We start from the raw sequence: 26,627 nt of genomic DNA on the forward strand, positions 1-26,627 counted from the left end.
GGTTTATAGGCTGACTGTCAATGTGCAATCGCTACACCCCGCCACGTGCGGACAGGATCTACGAGACTTGGCGCGTCAACCCGAAGGGCACCTACAAGGATCTAATCGTGCCGCGAGCGCCTGGGCCATTCGTCACGCCAGGTGCGTGTGAAGTCGGGCAATGGGGACTGATTCCACCCTACTCGGCCGTGCGAAATGCGATCAGCCGAGAGGGCCGACCACTCTCTACGAACAACTGCCGGATGGAGACGATGCACAGCAGCCCGGTTTTCCGGCATGCGTGGCAGCGCAGTCAGCGTTGCTTGATCCCTGCTGAATCGTGGGACGAGCCGTACTGGGGTACCGGGAAAAACATCTGGTGGCGGTTTGCGCGGGGAGATGGTCTGCCGTGGGCGCTGGCCGGACTGTGGGAGATATGGACGGACCGGCAGACGGGGGAGGTGCTGCACAGCTACACGATGATCACGCAGCCCGCTGCAGAACATCCGGTGCTGAGCAAGATGCACCGGCCCGGAAAAGAGAAGCGCGCCGTCGTGCCGCTGGAGCCCGACGACTGGGACGTGTGGCTCAACGGGGAGCCAGAGCAGGCGCGTGCACTGATTCGACTGCCGTCGGTCGAGATGCTGGCGCATGCGGCCGTTGACCCGGTGCAGCAGGTGGACTTGGCCTAGGCCATAGATGCCAGACGCATATCTGACTACCTGGAACTAATGGGCGGAAACACAGTAATCCTGTCGTTTGCGATGGGAGACGAAATCCTCCCAAAAAGCCGCCTGAGCTCAACTAGAATTCATTTGCCCACAAAAAACCCCGCTGCCAATAGGCATACGGAGCAATCATGGGTATCAAGCGCTGTTCGGTGGATCACCCTAGGAAAGTATTCCAACGAGCAGTTTTCTCACTTGCACAGCCCTGAATTCTAGTAATGCACGTCATCAAACCTGCCTCTGTTACAAAATTTAGCCGCTGTGCTAACTTTGTACCAAGATGCCAGACCATCAATACTCTCTCTCCCTCATCCCCCACAAAGTAAACGACAACGTCATCGAGCAGCGCGCTGCAGACGGCTACATCAACGCAACTGCCATGTGCAAGGCGTGCGACAAGCTGATGGCAGACTACCTGCGTTTGAAGACTACTTCGGACTTTCTGGCGGCGCTCAGCTCCGATATGGGAATTCCCATATCGGAATTAAATCAAGTAGTTAAGGGAGGCGATCCTACGCAGCAAGGTACGTGGGTCCATCCCCAGGTAGCCATCCACCTGGCGCAGTGGCTTTCCCCCAAGTTCGCTGTCATGGTGTCGAAATGGGTTGTTGACTGGATGAGCGGAAAAGTCCGTCCAGGAAAGCTACCTTATCACCTTGAGCGCCATGTGCTGAACAACCACAAGGTGCCATCGAATAAGTTTTCAGTTCTCCAGGAGATGGCCATCTACCTGCTTGGCCCCATGGAAAGCCACGGCTACACCATGCCTGAAAACCTCATGCCGGACATCTCTCAGGCGAAGATGCTGTGCAAAGAGTTGCGTGAAACGCTTGGAGTCGATACTAAATCAGTCGACAAATACACGCACACCTTCCCAGATGGACGTGAAGTGGAGGCGAATCTGTACGACATTGAGCACTTGCCTCTCTTCCGCAAACTCATGGCCGAACGGTGGATGCCGCAAAAGGCTGTCAGCTACTTCAAACCGCGTGACCCAGCGGCGTTGCCCGTACTGGACAAGATGCTGCTGCTGACTTCAGAGTCAACGCCGCAGAAGCCTGCCGCCAACAAGCGTAAGCACAAAAAGTCGGCATAACCAGCATTTCCCAGTCAACTGCTCCCAGGCGGTACGCGCGTTCCGCCGGTAGCACCCTAGGCCATTGACCCAAAGGCCCACTGTTTAGGTGGGCTTTTTTGTTGCCTGTGCGGTCCACTTCGACGGCCCGAGGTGCCGGCATGGATCGTCGGCACAAAGAAAAAATTCATGGAGTAAGCCATTGAAAGAAAGGAGATTTTCGGGCTCTTGGGGTCCGCTAGTTTGGGTTTTTCAATGTCGCTTGCTAGAACTTGAGAACTAGCACAGCGTATGGCTTGCATCGGCAAGGGCCGATAAGTGACAAAAATCCGGCGGGGGTTGCGTCCTGGCTTCTACTTGTGCCTGTCAACTTAACCAGGAGGCCACAGTGGCAAAACGCACGAACGAACCTAAGCCGGAGATCCCGGCAGAACAAGCGCCCCAGTGGGAGCGCGCACAGTACATTTGCGACCTGCTGAAGATCAGCCCAACGACCTTGTGGCACTGGGTCAAACACCGGACCGACTTTCCTCGGCCTGTGAAGGCAGGGCCGCGGGTAACGTTGTTCAACGTCTCGGCCATCAATGCGTGGCTTGCTTCACAGCAGGGAGCGACGCAATGAGCTGCCTGCCAATCCACACGACCACGCCATGCAAGCGGTCGCTATTGGCCGGTGTCCTTCATCGGTTCCCCGGGAATCGGGCTGACAGCCAGCGCCAGCGGATCAAGGAGGCGCTGTCTCACGCAGCCTGCACGAGCTTCGAGCTGATCCGGCTGCTTGACTGCTACGACGCCAATGCACGCATCCACGAGCTGCGCCACCGGGAAGGCGTCGGCATTGCCATGAGCTGGGTGCAGCAGGAAACCGAAGCGGGCGAACTGCACCGCGTGGGCCTGTTCTTCGTGGACAAGGAGGCCAGCCATGCAGCGAGCTGACCAAAGGAAAACCGCCCGGCGCTGGGGAGCATACCGGGCGGCTGTGCAAAGCAAGCTGACGCGCCATTGTGACGTGTTCACCTTCACGCTGGCAACCCTGGCGGCCATCGCCTTGACCACTTGCACGAGTCATCCAGCCCATGCCACAATATCCCCGGCGCTGAAAGGCGCTGGTGCTCGTAACACCAAATCCGAAGCGGTTGCAACGCCCACCGACAAGCGGCGTTTTGTCATGTCCGAACCACAGGCGGGCCGTGGTGTATCCACGTCCAGCCGTCACGGTTGCGGGCAGGATGCGCCTACCCGTAAGGGCGGCGGCACGGCTTCGGACGTGTTACGAACATCCTGCCCACCCTATGCCCTTCGTAAGGCAGCAGGTGGCTTCCCTATCGTTCCCGAAGGAGCCTGACCATGACAACCAAGACCCGCGCACCGAGCGCAAGCACCGCCACGTCCACCGCTGGCGACACTCATCAGCCCAGCACGCAGCAACTGCGACTGGCCGTCGAAGAAATCACCGGCTACGCGCATCAGGCGTTTGACGAAATCGCAGGAGTGGCACGCCTTGCACTGCTGGCGATGGAGACCCCGAACGGTCAACTCAATACCGAGCCGCTGGCGCACGCCTTCAGCGTCATCCGTTCGCTTGCCCAGGACATGCAGAACACCATCGACTGCACAGCGGAGGCCATCGACTGCGGCTATACGGACCACATGGCGCTGCGACGCATCAAGGCATGGGGCGATGCCAGGAATGGAGGTGCAGCGTGATGGCCACGACCACCACCACCACCCCGGCCAGCAATGCGGATTACTGGTGCGAGGAACGAATGGCGATTGCCCTGGAGTCGCTGTACCAGATCGACCAGTTGGCCGGAATGCTGATGCAGCGCACGGAGCATGGCGATACGGGGTCTCTGCAGTTCGCCAGTCTGCCCATGGCCAAGGCCATCGCCGAGCTGGCCGGAGACGCCATATCGGCAATCCATGATGAGCTGGAGACCATCCACAACATGACGCTGAAGCTAGGCAAGGGAGGCGGGGCATGACCTTCCGACTTGCCATCTACACCGCATGGAGCGGCACCAGTGCCGCACTGCTGCGGCGCGAGAGGATGCCAACCACCTACCGCACGGCAGGCGAAGCGGCAGCGGCTGGTGTGGCCTACCTGCAGGCCCACGCCCAGGCCATCGGCTTTGAGGTAGAGCCACCGGGGCTGGAGGCGGCCAACGACGCGGCCATGACCGGCAGGACCATCTACCGGGCGCTGGCAGCACGCAAGGCCCGCCAGCAGCGCAGACGCACGGAGGCGCGGCCATGAGCAAGACCGACACCAACGACGCAGCCACGGGCGAATTTGCCCGCTTGGTGCTGGCATACCGAGAGCGCGGCCACGCGCTGCGGCAGGTGGCCGACCTGCACACCGGCCAGCCCAAGTACTACGCCAGCGCATGGGGCTACTGCAAGCCGCTGGCGAACCTGGACGAAGTGCGGGATTTCCTGAAACAGATTGGAGGGCGGGCATGATGACCGTCGAGACAGACACCATCGAGCAATTCCGCGAAGCCATGGCAGCGGCTGGCCTGACACCACCCGATCACATCGAGGCCGACGGATCCATCCACCGCTGCAGCAGCAACGGCAAGAGCAGCGACATGGCGGGCTGGTACTGCCTTCACCTGGACGGCGTACCGGCTGGCAGCTTTGGCGACTGGCGGCAGGGCTACACACAGACCTGGTGCGGCAAGGACGACAACGCCATGACGCCAGCCGAACGGGATGCCCACCGGCAGCGCATCAAGGCCATGCAGGCCCAGCGGGATGCCGAGCGGCAGCGCCAGCAGCAAGAGGCCCAGCAGGCAGCCGCGCAACGCTGGGAGCAGGCCAGCCCCTGCACCGGCCACCCCTACCTGACGCGCAAGGGTGTGCAGGCATACGTGCTGCGCCAGAACGGCAATGCCTTGTTGGTACCGCTGCGGGATACGACCGGCGCACTGCACAGCCTGCAGTCAATCACGGCGGACGGCAGCAAGCGATTCCACGTCGGCGGGCGCGTGACTGGCTGCTACCACGCCATTGGCAAGCCTGCAGGCGTCATCGTGGTGTGCGAAGGCTACGCAACCGGGGCCAGCATCCACGAAGCGACCGGCCACGCTGTGGCGGTGGCCTTCAACGCGGGGAACCTGCAGGCGGTGGCGCAGGCGCTGCATGAACGACACCCGGGCCTACAGATCATCGTGGCGGCTGACGACGACCACGCCACGCCGGGCAATCCGGGCCTGACCAAGGCGAACGACGCGGCCAAGGCTGTTGGCGGGCGTTTGGCGGTACCGGCATTTGCCGACCGACCGGCAGGCGCTACCGACTTCAACGACCTGCACCAGTTGCAGGGGCTGGAGGACGTGCGGGCCTGTATTGAAGCCGCCGCCTTGCCCAACGTAGCTGATGCGGAGAATTGGCCAGACCCGGAGCCGCTGCCGTGCGCATTGCCAGCTGTACTGCCTTTTGATCTGGAGCTTTTGCCCCATGGCCTGCGGTGGTGGGTCGGCGATATTTCCTACCGGATGCAGCAACCGCCGGACTTTGCGGCCGTGGGGGCAGTTGTGGCGCTTTCCAGCCTCATCGGCGCGCGTGCGGTAATCCAGCCCAAGAGGTATGACGATTGGCGCGTGGTTCCAGTCTTATGGGGCCTGATTGCGGGAAGGCCGGGCAGCATGAAAAGCCCGACCTTGTCCGAGGTGATGAAGCCGCTTTCAAGGTTGGAAGCGAATGAGCGCGAACAGTGGAAGGCAGAGCACGATGCCTGGAAGTTGGATTGTCGGGTGGCAGATCTGCAGGCCGCGGCAAGCGAGAGCGAAGCCAAGAAGGTGGCCATCAAGGATCCAGCACGGGCGCGACATCTGCTTACCCCTGTGGAAGCGCCACCAGAACCGCGGATGCGCCGCTTCGTAGTGAACGATGCCACAGTAGAGAAGCTGGGAGAACTGCTGACAGCCAACCCTTGGGGGCTTCTGGCTTATCGCGACGAACTGCACGGGCTGCTAGCGGGCATGGACAAGCAGGGGCAGGAGGGTGCACGTGCCTTTTACCTGCAAGCCTACGACGGCAACCAAGGGTACACCTTTGACCGGATTGGGCGAGGAGAAACCACTATCCCGCGCGTGTGCCTGGCTTTGCTGGGCGGGATTCAGCCAGCGCGGCTGCAGGAGTATGTGCGCAGCGCCACCAGCGGGGGTGCTGGCGATGACGGACTGTTGCAGCGCTTTGGCATGGCGGTATGGCCGGATGCGGGCCGGGATTTCAGGATCGTGGACCAGCATCCGAGCGCCAGCGCACGCCAGGATGCTAATGCAGTGTTTGATCGCCTGGCCAAGCTTGAGCCCTTGGATGATGAGCCAGAAGTCTGGCGGTTCGATGATGAGGCGCAAACGCTGTTCTATGAGTGGTGGCGGGAACTTGAAACTGAGCTGCGCAGCGGTGAACTGCACGTGGCTATGGAAAGCCATCTGTCCAAGTACCGCAAGCTGATTCCTGCGCTTGCCCTGGTGTTCGCGTTGGTGGATACGCCGGACGCTCCGCAGACTGTGGGGGCAGCTGAGCTGCTGCGTGCTTTCGCTTGGGGCGACTACTTGCGAAGCCATGCCACGCGCGTCTATGCGGCCGCCACGCAGCCAGATTCGGCTGCAGCTGATGCTCTGCTTGTGAAGATCCGGCAGGGCAAGGTGACAGACGGCTTCAAGCTGAAGCAGGTGCAGCAGAACGGATGGGCTTGGCTTTCCACGACCGAGGATGTGAAGCGTGCAGCGGCCATGCTTGAGGAATACGGATGGGTCCGCTGCATCGTTACGCCTGCTGGCGAAAAGGGAGGCAGGCCGGCAGAAACCTGGGCGATTAACCCGAAGGCGGAGGACTTATGGAAATCCTGAATTCCGCTACGGCATCCAGCCCCCTAAACCCCGAAATCTGGTTTAAGGGGTTTGCGGGGGTGTGTATATGGGCATATTCCAACATTCGGAGGTCATCATGAGCTGGCTTACAAGGTTGAAGGAGCGCGAGGAGGCGCATTCGGCGACGAAGGCCGTTGCCAAGCTGGAGCAGCCTCAACAGCCATGCGGCGGCGCAATCACGCCGGTGTTGGTTCGGCAGCTCAATGGTGTGCCGTATCCGACCTTGGAGCACTTGGGCATGGCCGCATTGCGTGCGTGCTTCGCGTTGGGTGATGGTCCGAGGGCGCGCCGGCAGATGCTGGACGATTGCGCGAGCTTGGCGGCGGACGAGCGGCAGGGGTGGATTGATCACTTCTGCAGTCACTATGGGCCGATCCCGGTGCAACCACACCAGTCAGCCCCGACAGGGAGCGAACAACGCGAGCCAGCGAACGATCCGACCTTCCTGGACTGGCGCGAGTTGGACCGGGCTTACCTGGACCACCACGCTCATTGCCTCCAGTGCAAAACGGCTGGCAGGCGGCGCGGCGAGCGATGCAGTATTGGCGCCGCCCTATGGCGCAGCTATGAAGAGGCCCCGGTACCGTGGGCAGCGAAAGGGGGAAGGAAATGATTGATGGACTGATTGCAGGCAAGGTGTACGGCCAGCCACAGAGCCGAACGGACAGCCGGGGCCGGGTGTTTGCGCTGGGCAAGATACGGGCGGCCACGGCAGCAGGTGAAAGCCTGTTCGTGTCCTGCATTGTGTTTGGCGATGCGGCCAGCCAGTTTCTGGCGCTGGGCGATGGCGACCCAGTTGCGGCGGCTGGCAGCATCACGCCCAAGACCTGGACGGATAGGGAGGGGCTGGCACATCCGGCGCTCGACATGCAGGTACAGCAGGTGCTGACCATGTACCACTTGCGCAAGAAGCGCCAGCGCGTGCAGGGTGATGACGGTCAGCAGCAGGACGGCGGCCAGCATGGCAACTACCTGCCGAACAGCGGCGGCCAGTGGCCGGATGATGGCGATCAGTGGAACCCGTGATTGAGGTAGTCGAAATGAAGGAGAACGAACAGCAGGCGGTTTCCAAGCTGATCAATGACTGCAACTTGGTCGCCCGGTTCATCAAGATCGTAGCCGCAGAGGAACCGGACGATGGCATGGTGCCGGTCAATGCCGCCGCCATGTCAGAGTTGCTGGAGGTCTCGGGCGAGATGATGGCGGGATTGGTCCAGCGCGTTGTGCAGTACGAGGCCACCTATCTGGAGATGAAGGAAGGCCGGCACCTGATGCCGCACTGACTGTCTGGCGCGACTGCCAAAAATCGGCAGGTGCACCGGTGATTGAGCATGATGGGAACACCATGAGCAGCAGCAAAAAATCCCTTTCGCCACCCTGGAAGCCTGGGCAGTCCGGAAACCCGGCCGGTCGGCCCAAGGGGTCCGGTGAAGTTGGCAAGTTGCGCAAGGCAATTGCCGCCCATGTGCCGGCCATCATCAAGCAGCTGACCGATCAGGCACTTGGCGGCGACGTGCAGGCGGCGCGGCTGCTGCTCGAGCGAACCGTGGCGCCCCTGAAGGCTGTAGAGCCACCCCAGCCCCTTACCTTGCCCGATGGAACGCTGACAGATCAGGGGCGGGCCGTTCTCGCCGCGGTGTCCGCTGGCGTGCTGGCTCCTGGCCAAGGTGCCCAGCTCGTTGCCGCCATTGGCCAGCTGGCGCGCGTGGCGGAAATCGATGAGCTGACCCGCAGGATCGAGCAACTGGAGCGGAGCCATGGCAACCCTTAGCGCACGCCTGGCCGCCTTGGAGAAGGACCTGCACAAGGCTGCACAGGTGGCTGGTGGCGTGGTGATGATGAAGCCCGGCGAAGGCTCAGCTGATGCGGTGGCTCGGGCAGTGGCTCAGGGGCGGCACGGCTCGTTCCTGGTGGTACCGGAAGCGATGGCCGAATCCGAATGGGAGGCAATGATGCAGCGATCTGGTGAGGATGGGGGTACGACATGAAGGGTCTGCAAAAGCGTGTATCTGAGCTCGAGCGGGCTGGTGGTTGGCGCGCCGGCCTTTTGACAGCCATCGTGATGGTGGCGCCTGAAGCCGGCTCCCCTGCAGACCTGGCGGCCTTTGACGGTCGGGTCAAAACGTTTGAAGGCCGCGGCCGCCCAGTCATCCGGCTGACCCTCAATCGCTACCAGCCATCGCCTGCGGTTTGACAATTTTCCCCGAGCCTCTGCCGCCTGGGGTTCAATTGCTACAGGCGCCGGTTTGGCGCCATCGGTACTGGTTTCAAGTGATTGGAGGCGGGAATATGGCAAGCATCACGAAAGCTGAGGCATGGAAGGCGGCCGGCGACGGGTTTGGAAGCATCTTTACGGCCATGGCTCAGGCTCCGTTTCTGCGAGCGCAGGCCGAGCAGGAAGCCGCGTTGAAGCAGGCGCAAATCTATGCGCACAACATGCACGGCAACAAGTATGGTGCCGAGGCACAAGACCAGATGATGACGAACCAGAACCGCATGGGACCGGTTCCGGAAGGCTTCTCACCCAGCCAGCAGCGGATGATCCGAGCCTGGCAGTTCATCGGCGGCGATCCGAGCAAGGCGGCCGACGCCATGCAGACGGGCCTGAACACCGACATGACCACCCTTGCAGCCGCCAACGTGGGTAACGTCGACCTCATGAACCGGTACAACACGCTGGCCAAGCCGGGTACCCAGTACATGCCCATGCAGTCGGTCGGGAACACTGGCCGTGTGATGCACCAGGCGACAGGATCCATGACCGTGGCTGATCCGAAACTGGCCTGGCTGTTCGGGAACAAGGAGCAGGCGCAGGCGCAAAAGGACTATGCCCAGGCCGAAAAGGACCGTGATTCGATGCGCTACGGCGGCAACGAGGTGTTCCAGGATGGAAGCGGCGGCGTTCTGCTGATCGATCGACGCACCGGCCGCGCCGCTCCTGTAACCGGACAGGGTGGCCAGCCCGTCATCGGTCCCACGAAGGTGGGCACGGATAAGGCCCTCACCGAAGGCCAGTCCAAGGCGCTTCTATTCGGAACCCGTGCGCAAGAGGCGGATGCCATCGTGGCGGAGTTGGGCCGTTCCGGCGTGAACACCTCCATTCCTGGATCGCGCCTGCCTATCGTGGGGGATGTTGTCAGCGCTGTGCAAGGGCCGCAGCATCAGCGACTGGATCAGGCAAAACGCGACTTCATCAATGCGGTGCTTCGCCGGGAGTCTGGCGCTGTGATTTCCGATTCTGAATTCTCCAATGCGGAGCGCCAATACTTCCCGCAGATTGGCGACTCTCCCCAAGTCATTGCGCAGAAGGCCCGGAACCGGGAGATCGCAATCAAGGGCATGCTGGCCGAGGTGCCAAATCTGCAGTCGTACCAGGCGGGCATTGTCGGCGGGGCAGGTGGCGGGGCTGGTGCGCCCGGTACCGGAACCGGTCGGCAGGCAAGTCCATCAGCTGGCCAGCACCTGAACATGGCGCGGGAAGCCTTGCGCAAGGGGGCGCCGCGCGCAGCTGTGGAAGCGATGCTGCGGCAAAACGGTGTAGACCCGAGCAAGCTGTAAGGGGGCGTCATGGATCTGAATACTGCGCTGTCAAACGCAAATGCTCAGCGCTTCCTGCGCATGCTGGCTCAGGCCGAAGGCACCCTGCAGAAGGGCGGCGGCAACCCTTACCGCGTGGGCTTCGGCGGCTCTCAGATAGCGAGCCTGGCGGATCACCCGCGGGTCACCCGGGAGTTTCGCCAGACTGATGGGAAGGTGAACCGAACCAGCGCTGCCGGCGCATACCAGTTTCTCGCATCAACGTGGGACGGCCTGGCCAAGCAGTTGGGCCTTAAAGACTTCAGCCCGCGCAGTCAAGACCTTGGCGCCCTGGAGTTGATCCGACAGGCCGGGGCGCTTGGCGATGTGCTCGAGGGCCGCTTTGATCGTGCCGTAGCCAAGACCGGCCGCATCTGGGCGAGCTTGCCGAGCAGCCCCTATGCCCAGCCGCGAAAATCGGCCGCTTTCGTAGCTTCTGCGCTTGGCGCACCATCCCCGGCACCGGCACCCACTCAACCGAAAGTCACTCCCATGAGCAACCCCTATTTGGCACTGGTACCGAAACCGGAGCAGCAGCCGCGCGCCCCCCAAGCCTCGCCCGTGCGCGCGCAGGACAACCCCTATATGGCCCTGGTGCCAGAGGCTCCAAAACGAGGATTCTTCCAGGAGCTGGGCCGACAGGCAGGCCTAACAGTCCGCCATGGCATCGAGGGGCTGGCAAGCGCGGCCGATATCGTGACTGAGCCGATCAGGTACGTGCAGAACAAGGTGGCCGGCGCTGTAGGCGCACCATTGGCCAACCAGTCCAGCAGCCAGGCTGTGGCTGGCGTGGCCGACTGGCTGGGTCTGCCGAAGCCGGAAAACGCAACCGAGCGGGTTGTGGCCGATGCCACGCGGCTGATGGCCGGCAGCGCCGGCGTGGCCGGTACTGCTGGGCGACTGGCGCAAGTAGCCACCAGCCCCGTGGTGTCCGGCTCACTGAAGGCTCTTGCAGCAAACCCCGTTCAGCAGATTGCAGCTGGTGCGGGGGCTGGTGCTGCTGGTGGCGCAGCGCGGGAGGGAGGCGCCGGGCCGGTGGTGCAGACGTTGGCGGCTCTGGGCGGTGGCCTTGCCGGCGCGACTGCTCCCGGTGCCGTGCAGCGTGTCGCGCAGGGCGTAAAGTCCGCAGCAAGGGCGGTTGCTCCGCGGTCGGTAGGCCAGCCGCAGCGGCTGGACGTGGAAATCAGCGCGGCCCTCAAGAGTGGCGGCATGGACTGGGATCAGATCCCCGAGCAAGTCCGCCAGAGCATTCGGGCCGACGTGCAGCAGGCGCTGAAGACCGGAGACGATCTATCGCCGGATGCGCTGCGCCGCTTGGTGGACTTCCGCACGGTCGGAACTACGCCGACACGCGGCACCCTCACGCTGGACCCGGTGCAGCTCACGCGTGAGAAGAACCTGGCGAAAGTGGGTGCCAACAGTGGCAACCCGGACGCGCAGGGCCTGGCCGCGCTGGAGAACCAGAACAACGCCACACTGCTGGAGCAGTTGAACAAGCTCGGCGCCGGGCAGGCCCTGGACGAATACCAGACCGGCCAGCGGGCGGTAGATGCCCTCGATGGTTGGCTGACTGGGCAGAAGGCGGCGGTGAATGACCTGTACACCGCTGCGCGCGACACCTCTGGCCGGGCTGTGCAGCTCGATGGCGCAACCTTTACCAAGCAGGCCAGCCAGTTGCTGGACGATAACCTGCTGGGCCACGCCTTGCCCAAGGGTGTGGAAACCCACCTCAACCGCATTGCCATGGGTGAAGTGCCCTTCGATGTGAACTATGCCGAGCAGCTCAAGACCGTGATCGGCAAGCTGCAGCGCAATACCAGCGACGGGCAGCAGCGCATGGCGTTGGGGCTGGTACGGCAGGCGCTTGACGATACACCTGTGATGCCGGCAGCTGGCCAGGTGGCGCAAGCGGGTGATGATGCCATCGCTGCTTTCAACCTGGCGCGCACGGCCAACCGGAACATGATGGGCAAGATCGAGCGCATCCCGGCCTTGCGAGCACTGCACGATGGCACGCTCACGCCTGACGGTTTCATCCGGCAGCACATCGGATCCAGCGCCAAGGTTGACGAAGTATCGCGCCTGGCGGCTGTGCTGAAGCAGGAAAGCCCGGAGGCCTTCGAGGTGGTGCGCAATGGCATGCTGCACGCCATCAAGCAGAAGGCCGTGAACGGCGCGCCGGACGAAGTGGCCAAGTTCAGTGCAGCAGGCTATCGCCGGGGGCTTGCCTTGTTCGGTCCCGAGAAGCTGAAGGCGTTTTTCTCCCCGGAGGAGATCGAGGGCCTGAAGGCGCTGGGCCGGGTGGCCGATTATGTCCAGGTCCAGCCTGCCGGCAGCGCCGTGAACAACAGCAACACGGGCGCCATGATGGTGGGCAAGGCTCTCGACGCGCTGGGTGGTCTGGGCGGCAAACTCAAGCTGCTGGGGATTGGCGATCAGATCAGCGTGCTGGTGCGCATGGCGCAGGAGAAAGCGGCCACGCAGGTGGCGCCGGCCCTGGTTGTTCCGGCCGCCAGGCAAGTGTCTACGCCGGCGGTCCCGGCTGGTGTCGCCGCGCTTCTGTTTGGCCAGAAGAGGGAGACGCCTGATCCGGCCGAATCGCCCCGATGATGCCTCTTCTGGTTTCGGGGTTTACGGGGGTGTATATACCCCGTATTTCATTTCAAAATGAGGTTGGAATAGGTATTGGGGGTTTACGGGGGTGCCATTAGGCCCATATTTGGATTTTCAGATCGGGATTTTCATTTGGACATGAGCTGACCCAATGGTCCAGAAACCGGCCTGGCACGATGAGGATGCCCTATGGCTTGGCGTGGTGCATGGACGCCACTGCCAGGCAGGGGGTATCAAACGAGTTTGTTGGTATTTTTGTTGGTACTTTGCCTGTCTTATTGGAAAAATTTACATGAAAAACAATAAGTTGTGATCGTATATCGAATCCGACAACCGCACCAATTTACAATTCGATAGGCTTCCAGGAAGTCCGATTGCAGGCCAGTCTCCTCAGGAGAGCTGGCCTTTTTCTTGCTCGGGGTATGACGTTTCTGCGCCCAAGGACTTCGGCGCTATCTGTACGCCGCAATCCCTGCGGCCACGAGCGGCATCAGCAATGCGGTCATCAGGCCATTGAGGCTCATCGCCATCGCCGCGAAAGCCCCTGCTGTCTCGCTGATCTGCAATGCACGCGCGGTACCGATTGCGTGCGCGCTCAGTCCGAGTGCGAACCCATGCGCCGCGTCGTCGAGCGGTCCGAAGAACCAGCGAAGAACCGGGCCGGACAGCATGGTGGCGGAGATTCCCGTGAGTGCAACCGCCGCGGCAGCCAGTGGCACCAGTCCGCCGAAGTGCTGGCTCAGGCTTGTGGCGATCGGCATGGTGGATGACTTCGGGACCAGCGAGATCAGGGTCTGTGCGTTGCCGCCGAAGACCCAGGCAATCAGCCAGGCAGATCCCATCGCCACCACGCAACCCGCGAGCAATGCAACCATCACCGGCCTCCACAGCGTCTTGAGACGCGGTACCTGACCGAACAAGGGCACCGCCAGGGCGACCGTCGCCGGCCCGATCATGAACACCAGCGGCGAGACCGCCGAAAGGTAGTGCGGGTAAGGGGTGTCCGTTGCCACCAGCAGGGCTACGACCATGACGGTGCCGGTTACCACCGGCAGCATCAACGGATGAGCCCGGCTGCGGCGGTACAGTGCCATTGTCGAGGCATAGGCAATCAGCGTCACGCTGATCCAGAACAGGTTCGCGTCGCCAGGAATGTGCATGAGCCAGTTGCCTGCCTGTGCCAGCAGGGAGGAGGGATCATGCGCCATGGCGGGACCTGTGTTCCTGACGTGCCAGCATCCAGCGGAATGTCCAGGCGGTGACCAGCAGCGAAACCAGGGCGCCGAGCACGCATGCGGCCACGAACGGTAACCATTGCGCACGCACGTGTTCAAGCTGCGCAAGAATGCCGGCGATGAACGGAATGAACAGCAGCATCAGGTTCTGCAGCAGCAGTTGGCTTGTCTGTTGCAGCTCCGGGCTCAGACGCCCGCGAACCATCAGCCCGCCCAGCAGCAACAGCATGCCGACAAGACCGCCAGGCAACGGAAGTTGCAGCAGCCGTGCCAGGATGTCTCCGGCCAGTTGCAGCAGCAAGAGTATGGTCAGTGCGCGTATCATGGTCCGGGCTCCCGAGGGGTTCTGCTTGCATTTCCGCAAGCGCAGGTTCGAAGCCGGTCAGACAATGCCATGGGAGCCTCGGCGGATGTTTTTGGGAAGCAGGTCGGCAATGGTTTGCAATGCCCTGGCCAGCGCCGCGTGGTCGTTGGCGCCGCCCAGCGAGAGGCGTACCGCATGGTCTACTGCTCCGGCTTCGGCGCTGAAAGCCTCGGCGCAGGCCACGCTGATGCCGGCCCCATCGAGGGCATGGGCAAACAGGTGCTGATTCCAATGGTCCGGCAGTGTCAACCAGACGTGCAGCCCAGTGGGATGGGCCTGTGCGCCCGCCGGAAGCCAAGCGCGCGCCAGGCTCTGGCGGGCGCGCGCCTCGCGCTGGATTTCCTGCACGAGGTGCCGGGCTGCGCCGCTGCGCAACCAGTGTTCGGCGAGGGCTGTCAGCAAGGGGGAGCCGCCCATGCTGGCGGCCAGCAGACCATCCTGCAGCGAGCTGCTGTCCTGTCCCCTGGGGGGGAGTACGAAGGCGGTACGCAGGGCGGGGGAGAGGCATTTGGATAAGGATGCCAGGTAATACGTCCCGATTCCGCCGTTCAGTGCGGCGATTGGCGGTGGCGCGTCGCCCAGCAGATACCGGTAGGGATCATCCTCGATCAGGGTCATCCCCAGCCGCTGCACTGTGTTGGCGACATCCTTGCGCCGGCTTTCAGGCATGGTCCGCGTGGTGGGATTGTGCAGGGTCGGGTTGAGGTAGAGCCATCGGGCGTCGAACGCGCTGTGCGCCCGCTCGATGGCATCGGGCAATACTCCGTCCTCGTCCCCTTCGAGTGCCACTACGCGCAGGCCGAGCCGGCGGGCGGCCTGCAGGAAGCCGGGGTAGGTCAGCGCTTCGCACAACACCGTTTCGCCACGCCGTGCCTCGGTCAGCAGGATGCCAAAGAGGGCTGCTTGAGCCCCTTCGCACAGCATCAGATGAGCGCTGTCCAAGTCGCCGAGCGCCGGTCGCAGCCACGCCTGGGCTGCCTGAATGGCGCAGCGGCGTGAGCCCTCGCTCGGATAGCGCGAGAGGCTGTCGATGGGCTGATGCGCCAGAACTTCCTGCAACCCCTTGCGGATGTGTTCCGCCATCGAGTGGTCTGCCGGCTGCGGCGGCGTGTTCATGCTCAGGTCGATGCGGCCCGATTGCGCCGGATCGGCGGGGCCGACGACAAAAGAGCCGCGGCCGCTGAAGGAGGCGATCAGGCCGCGGTTGCGTGCTTCCGTGTAGGCGCGCGTCACCGTCGTGAGGTCGACGCCGAGCTTGGCCGCCAGCCAACGCTGGGAGGGTACCGGGTCGCCGGCTCCCAATTTGCCCGAGTGGATGGCGTCATCAATCAGATCGGCAATTTGCAGGTAGCGCGGGCCGGCTCCCTCCGACAGCGGTCTGAGCCAGGGAATGTCGATTGCATCTTTCATGTCATCGGAGCGGATCTTGCCGCGAGTTATGGGTTGTCAATGGATGCGGATGCCACTACAATGGCTGAAGTTTACCATACAAAATCCATACAATTTAACTGTGTATGTATATATCATGACGGATCTCAGCGCACTCGACCTTGCCCGTATTCAGTTCGGGTTTACGATTTCCTTTCACATCCTCTTTCCGGCCATCACCATCGGCCTGGCCGCGTTTCTGGCCGTGCTGGAGGGCCTCTGGCTATGGAAGAAGGATGACGCCTATCTGGAGCTCTATCAGTTCTGGTCGAAGATCTTCGCGGTGAACTTCGCCATGGGCGTGGTCTCGGGTCTGGTCATGGCTTACCAGTTCGGCACCAACTGGAGTTTCTATTCCCAGTTTGCCGGCAGCATTACCGGCCCGCTCCTGGCCTACGAGGTGCTCACGGCCTTCTTTCTCGAAGCCGGTTGTCTCGGTGTCATGCTGTTTGGCTGGAACAAGGTGGGGCGCGGCCTACACTTTTTCGCCACAGTCATGGTGGCGCTCGGCACGCTGGTTTCGGCCACCTGGATTCTGGCTTCCAACAGCTGGATGCAAACGCCACAAGGCCATGAGGTCATCAACGGCGTGGTGGTCCCGGTGGACTGGATGGCGGTCATCTTCAATCCCTCCTTCCCGTATCGTCTGGCGCACATGGTGACAGCCGCGATGCTCTCGACGGCGCTATTCGTTGGCGCATCCGGTGCATGGCACCTGCTGCGTGGCAACCGGCAGCCCGCCGTCAAGCGCATGTTCTCCATGGCGCTGTGGATGGTGTTTTTCACCGCGCCGCTGCAGGTTTTCATCGGCGACCTGCATGGTCTCAACACCCTCGAGCACCAGCCGGCCAAGATTGCCGCCATGGAAGGCCATTGGGAGAACAAGCCGGGGGAAGGCGTGCCGCTGATCCTGTTCGGCATGCCTGACATGCAGGCCGAAACCACCCGCTACAAACTGGAGGTGCCTCACCTGGGCAGCCTGATCCTGACCCACACGCTGGACGGCCAGATTCCCGGGCTCAAGGAGTTCGCGCCGCAAGACCGTCCCAACTCCCCCGTCGTGTTCTGGTCGTTCCGGATCATGGTGGGTCTGGGCATGCTGATGCTGCTGCTCGGCTTGCATGGCGCCTGGGCGCGCTGGCGCGACCGGCTGTATGACAGTCCGGCGCTGAGCCGGTTCGCGCTCTGGATGGGGCCGTCCGGGCTGATCGCCCTGCTGGCAGGCTGGTTCGTGACCGAGGTGGGTCGCCAGCCCTGGGTGGTGTATGGCCTGATGCGTACGCGGGACGCAGTGTCCAACCACTCGCCCATGACCCTGTCCATCGGGCTGCTGATTCTGGTCGTGATGTATTTCGCCATCTTCGGCATGGGCATTGCCTACATGCTGAGACTGGTAAAACAGGGGCCCGACAGGCTGGACGAGCATGCCGCGCCAGACGCGTCTGTGCTTCTGCACCGGCCTGCACGCCCACTTTCCGCGGTCGATGAACCGCTGTTCCCCAACCACAAGGCACCCTGAAGCGAGAGGCACACCATGGGCATCGATCTCCCCCTCATCTGGTTCCTGATCATCGGTTTCGGCATCATGATGTACGTCATCATGGACGGCTTCGATCTGGGCATCGGCATCCTGTTTCCCTTTATTCCGGGCCGCGAAGACCGCGACACCATGGTCAATACCGTCGCTCCGGTCTGGGACGGCAACGAGACCTGGCTGGTGCTGGGCGGCGCCGGCCTGATGGCCGCCTTCCCCAAGGCTTATGCCATTCTCCTGAGCGCGCTCTACATTCCGGCCCTGTGTTTCCTGGCCGGACTGATCCTGCGTGGCGTGTCCTTCGAATTCCGTTTCAAGGCGGACGAAGCCCACAAGCCGTTCTGGGACAAGGCCTTCATGACGGGCTCGTTCGTGGCGGCATTTTTCCAGGGCGTGATACTGGGCGCCTTCCTGGAAGGGCACCGGGTGGTGAATGGCGTTGCCGTCGGAGATGCCATGAGCTGGCTGAGCCCGTTCAGCCTGTTCACCGGCGTGGGCGTCGTGGTGGCCTATGCGCTGCTGGGTGCTGCCTGGCTCATCCTGAAGACTGAAGGCCGGCTGCAGGAACGCGTCAAGGCCATGGCGCGTCCTATCCTCCTGACCACGCTTGCGATCATCCTGATCGTCAGCATCTGGACCCCGCTGGCGCATCCGGCCATCGCCGAGCGCTGGTTTGGCTGGCCACGGATACTGTACTTTGCGCCGGTTCCCGTGCTGGTGCTAGTGGCGGTGTGGGCGATTCTGCGATCGCTGGCCGGCACCCCGCATGCAGCTCCTTTCGTCTGGTCGCTGATCCTCGTATTCCTGGGCTACTCCGGGCTGGTGATCAGCATCTGGCCCAATATCCTGCCGCCGGAGATTTCCATCTGGGACGCTGCCGCACCAGCACAGAGTCTGGGGTTCGCCCTGGTTGGTGCACTGCTGATCATTCCCTTTATCCTGGCCTATACAGCCTGGTCCTACTACGTATTCCGTGGCAAGGTGAAGGCAGGCGAGGGGTACCACTGAGATGAAGAAGCCTGTCCCGCCTGCATATGGATGGACCAGACGCCTCCTTTGGCTGGCAGCGATCTGGGCATGCAGCATTGCCGCGCTGGGCGCTGCGGCGCTGCTCATGCGGTTCATCATGCAGGCTGCCGGCATGACGCGATGAGCAGTACAGGGCGCGCCGGCGGCCGTCATCCCCGCGATTAGAATAGCGCCATGTCCTATCTGGTGCTCGCCCGCAAATACCGTCCCAAGACCTTCTCCGAAATGGTGGGGCAGGAGCATGTCGTGCAGGCGCTGACGAACGCGCTGACGACCGGGCGCCTGCATCACGCCTACATGTTCACCGGCACACGCGGCGTCGGCAAGACCACCGTCTCGCGCATCCTGGCCAAGTCGCTCAACTGCACGGGGCCGGACGGGCAGGGCGGCGTCACGTCCCAGCCTTGCGGCGTCTGTCAGGCCTGTACCGAGATCGATGCCGGCCGTTTTGTCGATTACACCGAGCTTGATGCCGCCTCCAACCGCGGCGTGGACGAGGTACAGGGGCTGCTTGAACAGGCTGTCTACAAGCCGGTGCAGGGGCGCTTCAAGGTCTTCATGATCGACGAAGTGCACATGCTGACCAATACGGCGTTCAACGCCATGCTCAAGACGCTGGAAGAGCCGCCGGAGTACCTGAAATTCGTGCTGGCCACCACCGATCCGCAGAAGGTGCCGGTAACGGTGCTGAGCCGCTGCCTGCAGTTCAATCTGCGGCCCATGGTGCCGGAGACCGTGTTCCAGCATCTGCAGCACGTGCTGCAGGCGGAGCAGATCACTGCTGATCCCGGTGCGCTGCACCTGCTGGCGCGTGCTGCGCGTGGCTCCATGCGCGATGCCCTGTCGTTAACCGACCAGGCCATTGCCTTCAGCGCGGGGCAGGGCGGGGCGGAAGGCCTGCAACTCGCGTCGATTCGCCAAATGCTCGGCAGCGTGGACAGCAGTTATGTATTCCGCCTGATCGAGGCACTGGCAGGGCGCGCCCCGGCCCAGGTGCTGGAAGTGGTAGAGGCCCTGCAGATGCATGGCCTGTCGGCGGCACATGCGCTCGAAGACATGACGCGCATCCTGCAGCGCATGGCCGTGTGGCAGATGGTGCCCCAGGCCGGCGATGACGGAAACCCCGATGAAGCCGAAATCCGCCGCCTCTCGGCACTCATGCCCCCGGACGAGACCCAGCTGCTCTACAGCCTGTGCCTGCATGGCCGCAACGAACTGGGTCTGGCGCCCGACGAATATGCCGCCTTGACCATGATCCTGCTGCGTCTGCTGGCGTTCCAGCAGCCCCAGGGGCAGGGTGTGCAGACGGTACCGGCTGCTGCGCTTGGCAGCACGGCTGAAAAAAAAACTCTGAATAATCTGGAGGCTCCGGCTCCGGCTCCGGCTCCGGCTCCGGCTCCGGCTCCGGCTCCGGCTCCGGCTCCGGCTCCGGCTCCGGCTCCGGCTCCGGCACCTGCAACTGCAACTGCAACTGCACCTGCACCTGCACCTGCACCTGCACCTGCACCTGCACCTGCACCTGCCTCGGGAGCTGGCATCGTTCCGGCCGGAACGCAGTCGGACACAGCAGAGGTGATGCCCGCGCCCGGCATTGCGCCGCGAGCCGAATCCGGATCGACAGAGGTCCGGATGCCAGCCGTATCGGTGCATGCCGCCCAGTCGTTGGAGGCCCAAACCCGCAGCGCAGAAGACCCGGAATCCTGCAGTGAAAACGGCGCCACCGGGGCAACACCGCACGAACCTGCAGCCATGCCGCCCGAGGCAGAAGGAGGCACGCAAGACAGTCCGCCAGCGACAACGCGGCAGGTTGCCCCGCCGTCAGCCCCGGTCTCAATCGCCCCCTGGGAGCACATTCCCCCCGAATACCAGGCGCAGGACGAAGGCCAGCCGCTGGCACAGCCCCATCCCCAGCCGGACCGCATGCCGCTCCCGCAGCAAGGCGAGGCTACCCTGGTGCTCCCGGTCGTGGAGCTTCCCGCCCCCCGCATCGAGCGTCCGCCTAGCACCGCGACCCCGCCCAGCGGCCGCCGCCTGGTTCCCACCGAGCTCGGAGAAACCTGGCACGCCCTGGCCGAAACCCTGATCGAGCGCAGCCTGCTGACCGGCATCGCCCGCGAACTGCTGCTGCAGTCGCAACTGCTGCAGCAGGCAGCCCAAGAGGCGGATGCCACCCAGGCCCTCTGGACCATCCGCGTCGAAAACGAGACCCTCAACCACGAAGGCAGCCGCAAGCGCCTCGAAGGCGCGCTGGCCGAGCTGGGCCACGCGGTGCTGCTGCGCATCGAGTGCGGCCGTGTCGTCGATACGCCCGGCCTGCGCCTGGCCAAGGCACGCGCCGCCGAGCAGGAGCGCGCCGAACAGACCTTCATCGGACATCCGTATGTTCAGGCTATGATGCGCGACTTGGACGCGCAGCCTGTTGCGGGGTCCATCCGGTTTACCCGGGAGCCTGGTCCGCAAGGCGCCTGAGCGCCAGCCACGGGCACCAACCTCCCATCCACACACAAGCTACGAAAGGCAATTCCATGTTCAACAAGGGACAACTCGCCGGCCTGATGAAGCAGGCCCAGGCCATGCAGGACAACCTCAAGAAGGCCCAGGATGAACTGGCCAACGTCGAGGTGCAGGCCGAATCCGGCGCCGGTCTGGTCAAGGTGACCATGACCTGCAAGCACGACGTCAAGCGCATCGAGATCGATCCCAGCCTGCTGGAAGACGACAAGGACATGCTGGAAGACCTGGTGGCCGCCGCCTTCAACGCCGCCGTGCGCAAGGCCGAGGAAGTCAGCCAGGAAAAGATGTCCAAGGTGATGCCGGCCGGCATGCCCGGTCTGCCCGGCGGCATGAAGTTCCCCTTCTGAGCGGGCGACACAAGTAGTGGCCCAGGCGCACGCGCTCCAGGTACTGGTCGAGGCATTGCGGCGCCTGCCGGGGGTGGGCGTCAAGTCGGCCTCGCGCATGGCATTCCACCTGCTGCAGCACGATCGCGCCGGTGCACGCCAGCTGGCGCAGGCGCTCCAACATGCCTGCGACAGCGTGCACCATTGCCGCCTGTGCCACACCTTTACCGAACAGGAGGTGTGCGACACCTGCCTGGATGCCAGCCGCGACCGCAGCAAGCTCTGCGTGGTCGAAACCCCGGCCGACCAGTCCGCGCTGGAGCGCACCCAGGCCTTCAAGGGCCTGTATTTCGTGCTGATGGGCAAGCTCAGCCCGCTCGATGGCATCGGCCCGCAGGACATCGGCCTGGATCGTCTGCTCGACCGCGCCAGTGACGGCGTGGTGCAGGAAGTGATCCTGGCCACCAACTTCACCGCCGAAGGCGAGGCCACAGCCCATGTGCTGAGCGAGCGCCTCAAGGCGCGCGGCCTCAAGGTGACCCGCCTGGCACGCGGGGTTCCTGCCGGCAGCGAACTCGAATATGTCGATCTCGGTACCATTGCCCATGCCCTGCACGACCGCCGCTGAGGCGGTCTTCCCTGTTGACCGGAGCTTTCCATGGCTGGCCTGACCCCCGATACGCCGCAACCCACCAACATCACCGTCCACGCCCGCTCGCGCCAGCTCGAGGTGGCCTTTGCCGACGGCAAGAGCTTCCTGCTGCCGTTCGAGCTGATGCGCGTCTATTCCCCCTCGGCCGAAGTGAAGGGCCATGGTGCCGGACAAGAAGTGCTGCAGACCGGCAAGCGTCTGGTCGACATCGTCGATCTGGCGCCGGTAGGCCACTATGCGATCCAGCCGCGCTTCAGCGACGGGCATGAAAGCGGGATCTATTCCTGGGATTACCTCTACTGGCTGGGCACCGAGCAGCCGCGCCTGTGGGCCGAATACGAGCAGCGCCTGCAGGCGGCAGGGGCCTCGCGAGACGAGGAATTGCCGTCGCTGAAACCCGCCCAGGGTTGCGGCAGCGGCGGCTGCGGCCACTGAACAGGCCACCCCGCAGCGTAGAATTGCCGTCAGCCCCATTTTCCGCCAAGGACCTCCCCCATGAGCCAGACCCATTTCGGTTTTGAAACCGTCGACGAGAAGGACAAGGCCACGCGCGTGCGCGGCGTGTTCGATTCCGTCGCCTCCAAGTACGACGTCATGAACGACCTGATGTCGGGCGGCCTGCACCGCGCCTGGAAGGCCTACACCCTGATGGTGGCCAACCTGAAGGAGGGCGATCGCGCGCTCGATATCGCCGGTGGCACCGGCGACCTGTCGCTGGCCTTTGCCAAGAAAGTGGGCAGCAGCGGCCAGGTGGTGCATACCGACATCAACTTTGCGATGCTCAGCACCGGCCGCGACCGCCTGCTGAACAAGGGCTTGGTGCTGCCCACGGTGGTGTGCGATGCCGAAAAGCTGCCATTCCCCGACAACCATTTCGACGTGGTCAGCGTGGCCTTCGGCCTGCGCAACATGACGCACAAGGATGCGGCCCTGAAGGAAATGAACCGCGTGCTCAAGCCGCGCGGCAAGCTGCTGGTGCTGGAATTCTCCAAGGTGGCCAAGCCGCTGGAGAAAGCCTACGACTGGTACAGCTTCAACATCCTGCCGCGCCTGGGCCAGCTGGTGGCCGGCGATGCCGACAGTTACCGCTACCTGGCCGAATCCATCCGCATGCACCCCGGCCAGGAAGAACTCAAGGGCCTGATGAAACAGGCCGGCTTCGGCCATGTGGACTACCACAACCTGACGGCGGGTGTGGTGGCTCTGCACGTCGGCATCAAATGCTGATGCATCGGTAACACAGCCATTGCAATCGGTGCATGCGTCCCCACGTGGGGAAAAGCAGTTTTTCAAACCCCACTCAAAGGAGCCATTCCATGCGAAGACTCATGCCAGTCCTGTTGGCAGTCGTCCTGTCCGTCACCAGCCTGCATGCCGAAGCCAAGCGCATGGGCGGCGGCAAGTCGTTCGGCCGCCAATCGTCCAATGTGACGCAGCAGCAATCCACCCCGACCGCGCCCGGCCAGCCCGGCGCCGGCATGCAGCAGACGCAGCCCGGCCGCACGGCCAACCAGACGGCTCCGGCACAGACCACGCCGCAGCGCAAGCCCTGGGGCGGCATTCTGGGTGGTCTGGCCGCCGGCCTGGGCCTCGCCTGGCTGGCCAACGCGCTGGGCTTTGGCGAAGGCTTTGCCAACATGCTCATGATCCTGCTGCTCGTGATGGGCGGCCTGATGCTGTTCCGCATGTTCCGCATGTTCCGCCGCTCCTCGTCCGCTCCTGCAGCGCGCGGCCCGGTGCCTGCCTACCAGGGTGGTGCAGCAGCCCCGCAGGGCTACAACCCCAAGAATGTGGGCAATGACGCATCCGCACGCCCCTGGGAAAGCCAGGGCAGCCAGGGCGTAGCCTTTCAGGCCGAGCAGGCTGCCGGTGGCAGCATGATCGGCTCCGGCCTGGCCGGCTCGCAGAACTGGGGCATTCCGGCCGGTTTCGACGTGCAGGGCTTCCTGGACGCTGCCAAGCGCAACTTCGTCACCCTGCAAGACGCATGGGATCGCGGCGACGTCAGCAGCCTGCGCGCCATGATGACCGACGAAATGCTGGGCGAGATCCGTCAGCAGTTGGCCGAGCGCGAGGCCGAAGCGGCCGGCAAGCCGAACAAGACCGAGGTGCAGATGCTCGAAGCGCAACTGCTCGGCATCGAGGAAACGCCGACCGACTACCTGGCCAGCGTCGAGTTCTCCGGCCTGGTCAAGGAGGACGAATCCGCCGGGGCCAGCCCGTTCCACGAAGTGTGGAACATGAGCAAGGCCAAGAGTGGCGGGGCCGGCTGGCTGGTGGCTGGCGTGCAGGCCATGCAGGTGGCCGGAGTGCAGGCCTCGCACTAATACGAATTGCAACGCGCATCTTGCGGTGCGCGCCTGAAAATCGGGGAGAATGGGAGACTATGGATACACAGTCTCCCTTTTCTTTTCTGGGCCGTCTGGCCGATTCCGCTTCCGGCCTGCTGGGCAAGCTGGCTCCGCCGCAATGGCTGATGCACGAAGGGCAGCGTCGCATGGTGCTGCTGCTCAACCATGTGGTGATGCAGGAGCCCGAGGCGCAGAACCGCCTGGCCCGTCAGAAGGAGCGGGTGGTGCTGGCGCGCTGGCGCCATTTCGAGATGCGTCTGCAGGTCACTCCCGCAGGACTGTTCGATCTGGCGGAAGCCGGGCATGTGCCGGATCTGACCATCACCGTCGAGGAGCAGTCTCCCTGGGCCATGGCGCAATCGGCCATGAAGGGTGACAAGCCCACCGTGCGCATCGAGGGCGATGTGCAGCTCGCTGCCGAAATCAACTGGATGGCCGACCACCTGCGCTGGGATGTGGAAGAAGACCTGGCGCGTGTGATCGGCGATGTGCCGGCCCACACCATCGCCCGCGGCGTGCGCGGCATTGCCGATGCGGCCCGCAGCGTGGTCAACAAGGTGGCCCCGGCCATGCCTGGTAGCAAGACCGCGGACGAACAGAAACGCGAAAGCCACAGTTCATGAAATTTTTCCGTGGTGCGTACATCGTCTGGGTGTTCTTCCGCTACGGACTGGACGATCTGCTGCTGTCTTCCGCCCCGCACGGCGGTCTGCGCCTGCTTTCGCGCGTGCTCACGTTGGGCCGCCGCTACAACACGCCGCGCGGCGCGCGCCTGCGCATGGCGCTCGAAAGCCTGGGCCCCATCTTCATCAAGTTCGGCCAGGTGCTCTCCACCCGGCGTGACCTGCTGCCGCCCGATGTGGCGGTCGAGCTGTCGCAACTGCAGGACCGCGTGCCTCCGTTCCCGGCAGAGGTGTCGGTAGGGACCATCGAGCGCGCCTTCCGCAAGCCGATCGACACGCTGTTCACCGAGTTCGACCGCGTGCCCGTGGCCAGCGCCTCCATCGCGCAGGTGCACTTTGCCAAGGTGCGCACGCGCCAGGGCGTCGAGAAGGACGTCGCGGTCAAGGTGCTCCGTCCCGGCATGCTGGGCGTGATCGAAAGCGATCTGAGCCTGATGCGCATGATGGCCGGCTGGGTCGAGCGCCTGAGCGAGGACGGACGCCGCCTCAAGCCGCGCGAAGTGGTGGCCGAGTTCGACAAGTACCTGCACGACGAGCTGGATCTGGTGCGCGAGGCCTCCAACGCCGCGCAGCTGCGCCGCAACATGGAAGGCCTGGATCTGGTGCGCATTCCCGAGATGTACTGGGACCTGGTCTCGCAGGACGTGCTGGTGATGGAGCGCATGAACGGCATTCCGATCAGTCAGGTGGACCGTTTGCGCGCCCTGGGCGTGGACATCAAGAAACTGGCCCGCGACGGCGTCAACATCTTCTTCACGCAGGTCTTCCGCGACGGCTACTTCCATGCCGACATGCATCCGGGCAACCTGCAGGTGAGTGTGGAGCCGGGCAGCTTCGGCCAGTTCATCCTGCTCGATTTCGGCATCGTCGGCACGCTGACCGAGAACGACAAGGAATACCTGGCGCAGAACTTCATCGCCTTCTTCCGCCGCGACTACAAGCGCGTGGCCGAGCTGCACATCGAGAGTGGCTGGGTGCCTGCCACCACCCGCGTGGACGAGCTGGAGGCTGCGGTGCGCGGCGTGTGCGAACCGTATTTCGACCGTCCGCTCAAGGAGCTGTCGCTCGGCATCGTGCTGATGCGCCTGTTCCAGACCTCGCGCCGCTTCAACGTCGAGATCCAGCCGCAGCTCACCCTGCTGCAGAAGACGCTGCTCAACATCGAGGGCCTAGGCCGCGAACTCGACCCCGATCTGGATCTGTGGAGCACCGCCAAGCCCTTCCTCGAGAAGTGGATGCTGGACGAGCTGGGCCCCAAGCGCTTCCTGACCGAGCTGAAGAACGAGGTGCCGCATCTGGCGCGCATGCTGCCGCACCTGCCGCGCCTGCTGCACGGCTACCTGAAGCAGGGCGCCGAAAGCCAGCCGGTGCAGAACCGCGAGCTGCTGGCCCTGCTGGCCGAGCAGAAGCGTACCAACCGCCTGCTGCAGGGGTTGGTGTACGGCGCCGTTGGCTTTGCGCTGGGCATGCTGGCCATGCAGGTGTTCATCCGCGTACAACTGGGCTGATCGGGCGCTCAGCCGTGCCTGCGGGGGCCCAGCAGTGTGGCAAATGTGCCGCATATCCAAAAGTGCAAGGCGGGGCAGGGCAGACTGCTACGCTAGCACGCCCGCACAGAGCCACTTTGCCGCGATAATGCGCTGATTTTGTTGCACGC

Annotated in this window: 30 protein-coding genes; 27 read left to right on the plus strand and 3 right to left on the minus strand. The window is 63.5% G+C overall.

Annotated features, from left to right (window positions below; translation table 11 throughout):
* The first annotated feature begins 20 nt into the window (after nt 1–20).
* From KKQ75_RS02540 to KKQ75_RS02620, 16 genes are all read left to right on the plus strand, one after another.
* Nucleotides 21–671: an SOS response-associated peptidase gene (locus KKQ75_RS02540; RefSeq protein ID WP_213360018.1), complete on the plus strand. Its 651-nt coding sequence runs from the start codon at nt 21–23 to the stop codon at nt 669–671.
* Between the two features lie 316 nt (nt 672–987).
* The gene (locus KKQ75_RS02545) at nt 988–1,803 is read left to right on the plus strand and encodes a KilA-N domain-containing protein (RefSeq protein ID WP_213360020.1); all 816 of its coding nucleotides are present in this window, start codon (nt 988–990) and stop codon (nt 1,801–1,803) included.
* Between the two features lie 597 nt (nt 1,804–2,400).
* Nucleotides 2,401–2,718, plus strand: coding sequence for a helix-turn-helix domain-containing protein (locus KKQ75_RS02555; protein ID WP_213360026.1), 318 nt, complete (start codon nt 2,401–2,403; stop codon nt 2,716–2,718).
* Between the two features lie 411 nt (nt 2,719–3,129).
* The gene (locus KKQ75_RS02560; protein WP_213360027.1) at nt 3,130–3,489 is read left to right on the plus strand and encodes a hypothetical protein; all 360 of its coding nucleotides are present in this window, start codon (nt 3,130–3,132) and stop codon (nt 3,487–3,489) included.
* Entirely contained in the window at nt 3,489–3,767 is a 279-nt protein-coding gene (locus KKQ75_RS02565; protein WP_213360029.1) for a hypothetical protein, read from the plus strand. Before KKQ75_RS02560 ends, KKQ75_RS02565 begins: the two co-directional genes overlap by 1 nt.
* Nucleotides 3,764–4,039, plus strand: a complete 276-nt coding sequence (locus KKQ75_RS02570) for a hypothetical protein (protein WP_213360031.1) — start codon at nt 3,764–3,766, stop codon at nt 4,037–4,039. The genes KKQ75_RS02565 and KKQ75_RS02570 overlap by 4 nt, the downstream gene beginning before the upstream one ends.
* Nucleotides 4,036–4,245 (plus strand): hypothetical protein, encoded by a 210-nt coding sequence (locus KKQ75_RS02575; protein WP_213360032.1) that lies wholly within the window; start codon nt 4,036–4,038, stop codon nt 4,243–4,245. The genes KKQ75_RS02570 and KKQ75_RS02575 overlap by 4 nt, the downstream gene beginning before the upstream one ends.
* Nucleotides 4,242–6,644, plus strand: a complete 2,403-nt coding sequence (locus KKQ75_RS02580; protein ID WP_213360033.1) for a DUF3987 domain-containing protein — start codon at nt 4,242–4,244, stop codon at nt 6,642–6,644. Before KKQ75_RS02575 ends, KKQ75_RS02580 begins: the two co-directional genes overlap by 4 nt.
* Nucleotides 6,645–6,741: 97 nt before the next feature.
* Nucleotides 6,742–7,278, plus strand: coding sequence for a hypothetical protein (locus tag KKQ75_RS02585; RefSeq protein WP_213360035.1), 537 nt, complete (start codon nt 6,742–6,744; stop codon nt 7,276–7,278).
* Nucleotides 7,275–7,691 carry a single-stranded DNA-binding protein gene (locus KKQ75_RS02590; protein WP_213360037.1) on the plus strand — a complete coding sequence of 139 codons (417 nt, stop codon included), beginning with the start codon at nt 7,275–7,277 and terminating at the stop codon, nt 7,689–7,691. Before KKQ75_RS02585 ends, KKQ75_RS02590 begins: the two co-directional genes overlap by 4 nt.
* Complete coding sequence (locus tag KKQ75_RS02595) at nt 7,688–7,948, plus strand: hypothetical protein (protein WP_213360039.1); 261 nt, start codon at nt 7,688–7,690, stop codon at nt 7,946–7,948. Before KKQ75_RS02590 ends, KKQ75_RS02595 begins: the two co-directional genes overlap by 4 nt.
* A 62-nt stretch (nt 7,949–8,010) precedes the next feature.
* Nucleotides 8,011–8,436 carry a DUF5681 domain-containing protein gene (locus KKQ75_RS02600; RefSeq protein WP_213360042.1) on the plus strand — a complete coding sequence of 142 codons (426 nt, stop codon included), beginning with the start codon at nt 8,011–8,013 and terminating at the stop codon, nt 8,434–8,436.
* On the plus strand, nt 8,423–8,653 hold the full coding sequence (locus KKQ75_RS02605) for a hypothetical protein (protein ID WP_213360045.1): 231 nt from the start codon (nt 8,423–8,425) through the stop codon (nt 8,651–8,653). Before KKQ75_RS02600 ends, KKQ75_RS02605 begins: the two co-directional genes overlap by 14 nt.
* A complete protein-coding gene (locus KKQ75_RS02610; protein WP_213360048.1) occupies nt 8,650–8,859 on the plus strand; it encodes a hypothetical protein in 210 nt (69 codons plus the stop codon). The genes KKQ75_RS02605 and KKQ75_RS02610 overlap by 4 nt, the downstream gene beginning before the upstream one ends.
* A 95-nt stretch (nt 8,860–8,954) precedes the next feature.
* Entirely contained in the window at nt 8,955–10,223 is a 1,269-nt protein-coding gene (locus KKQ75_RS02615; RefSeq protein WP_213360051.1) for a hypothetical protein, read from the plus strand.
* A gap of 9 nt (nt 10,224–10,232) precedes the next feature.
* On the plus strand, nt 10,233–12,851 hold the full coding sequence (locus KKQ75_RS02620; RefSeq protein WP_213360054.1) for a glycoside hydrolase family 24 protein: 2,619 nt from the start codon (nt 10,233–10,235) through the stop codon (nt 12,849–12,851).
* 455 nt (nt 12,852–13,306) lie between these two features.
* Here the strand turns inward: KKQ75_RS02620 and KKQ75_RS02625 are convergent, their stop codons facing one another.
* The 3 genes from KKQ75_RS02625 to KKQ75_RS02635 are packed head-to-tail and all read right to left on the minus strand — an operon-like array spanning nt 13,307 to nt 15,863.
* On the minus strand, nt 13,307–14,062 hold the full coding sequence (locus KKQ75_RS02625; RefSeq protein WP_250130978.1) for an LrgB family protein: 756 nt from the start codon (nt 14,060–14,062) through the stop codon (nt 13,307–13,309).
* Nucleotides 14,052–14,414 (minus strand): CidA/LrgA family protein, encoded by a 363-nt coding sequence (locus tag KKQ75_RS02630; RefSeq protein ID WP_213360056.1) that lies wholly within the window; start codon nt 14,412–14,414, stop codon nt 14,052–14,054. The genes KKQ75_RS02625 and KKQ75_RS02630 overlap by 11 nt, the downstream gene beginning before the upstream one ends.
* 57 nt (nt 14,415–14,471) lie before the next feature.
* Nucleotides 14,472–15,863, minus strand: a complete 1,392-nt coding sequence (locus tag KKQ75_RS02635; protein WP_213360058.1) for a PLP-dependent aminotransferase family protein — start codon at nt 15,861–15,863, stop codon at nt 14,472–14,474.
* Between the two features lie 115 nt (nt 15,864–15,978).
* On the opposite strand from KKQ75_RS02635, the gene KKQ75_RS02640 reads away from it, so the two are divergent.
* The 11 genes from KKQ75_RS02640 (at nt 15,979) to ubiB (ending at nt 26,478) form a co-directional block, all read left to right on the plus strand.
* Nucleotides 15,979–17,400 carry a cytochrome ubiquinol oxidase subunit I gene (locus KKQ75_RS02640; protein ID WP_213360060.1) on the plus strand — a complete coding sequence of 474 codons (1,422 nt, stop codon included), beginning with the start codon at nt 15,979–15,981 and terminating at the stop codon, nt 17,398–17,400.
* 15 nt (nt 17,401–17,415) lie between these two features.
* On the plus strand, nt 17,416–18,423 hold the full coding sequence (cydB, locus tag KKQ75_RS02645) for a cytochrome d ubiquinol oxidase subunit II (protein ID WP_213360063.1): 1,008 nt from the start codon (nt 17,416–17,418) through the stop codon (nt 18,421–18,423).
* A gap of 1 nt (nt 18,424) precedes the next feature.
* A complete protein-coding gene (locus KKQ75_RS02650) occupies nt 18,425–18,568 on the plus strand; it encodes a DUF2474 domain-containing protein (protein ID WP_213360065.1) in 144 nt (47 codons plus the stop codon).
* Nucleotides 18,569–18,618: 50 nt separating this feature from the next.
* Nucleotides 18,619–20,913, plus strand: coding sequence for a DNA polymerase III subunit gamma/tau (gene dnaX, locus KKQ75_RS02655; RefSeq protein ID WP_213360067.1), 2,295 nt, complete (start codon nt 18,619–18,621; stop codon nt 20,911–20,913).
* A 56-nt stretch (nt 20,914–20,969) separates the two neighbouring features.
* On the plus strand, nt 20,970–21,305 hold the full coding sequence (locus KKQ75_RS02660; RefSeq protein WP_091818040.1) for a YbaB/EbfC family nucleoid-associated protein: 336 nt from the start codon (nt 20,970–20,972) through the stop codon (nt 21,303–21,305).
* A 16-nt stretch (nt 21,306–21,321) separates the two neighbouring features.
* Nucleotides 21,322–21,912: a recombination mediator RecR gene (recR, locus tag KKQ75_RS02665; protein WP_213360069.1), complete on the plus strand. Its 591-nt coding sequence runs from the start codon at nt 21,322–21,324 to the stop codon at nt 21,910–21,912.
* A 30-nt stretch (nt 21,913–21,942) separates the two neighbouring features.
* On the plus strand, nt 21,943–22,371 hold the full coding sequence (locus KKQ75_RS02670) for a gamma-butyrobetaine hydroxylase-like domain-containing protein (protein ID WP_213360070.1): 429 nt from the start codon (nt 21,943–21,945) through the stop codon (nt 22,369–22,371).
* Between the two features lie 60 nt (nt 22,372–22,431).
* Entirely contained in the window at nt 22,432–23,163 is a 732-nt protein-coding gene (gene ubiE, locus KKQ75_RS02675) for a bifunctional demethylmenaquinone methyltransferase/2-methoxy-6-polyprenyl-1,4-benzoquinol methylase UbiE (RefSeq protein WP_091818034.1), read from the plus strand.
* Between the two features lie 89 nt (nt 23,164–23,252).
* Nucleotides 23,253–24,263: a Tim44 domain-containing protein gene (locus tag KKQ75_RS02680; protein ID WP_213360071.1), complete on the plus strand. Its 1,011-nt coding sequence runs from the start codon at nt 23,253–23,255 to the stop codon at nt 24,261–24,263.
* A 59-nt stretch (nt 24,264–24,322) separates the two neighbouring features.
* Nucleotides 24,323–24,910 carry a hypothetical protein gene (locus tag KKQ75_RS02685; protein ID WP_213360072.1) on the plus strand — a complete coding sequence of 196 codons (588 nt, stop codon included), beginning with the start codon at nt 24,323–24,325 and terminating at the stop codon, nt 24,908–24,910.
* Nucleotides 24,907–26,478: a ubiquinone biosynthesis regulatory protein kinase UbiB gene (gene ubiB / locus KKQ75_RS02690; RefSeq protein ID WP_213360073.1), complete on the plus strand. Its 1,572-nt coding sequence runs from the start codon at nt 24,907–24,909 to the stop codon at nt 26,476–26,478. The genes KKQ75_RS02685 and ubiB overlap by 4 nt, the downstream gene beginning before the upstream one ends.
* Nucleotides 26,479–26,627 lie beyond the last annotated feature (149 nt).

Source organism: Brachymonas denitrificans, assembly GCF_907163135.1.
In the GTDB taxonomy this organism is placed as follows: domain Bacteria; phylum Pseudomonadota; class Gammaproteobacteria; order Burkholderiales; family Burkholderiaceae_C; genus Brachymonas; species Brachymonas denitrificans_A.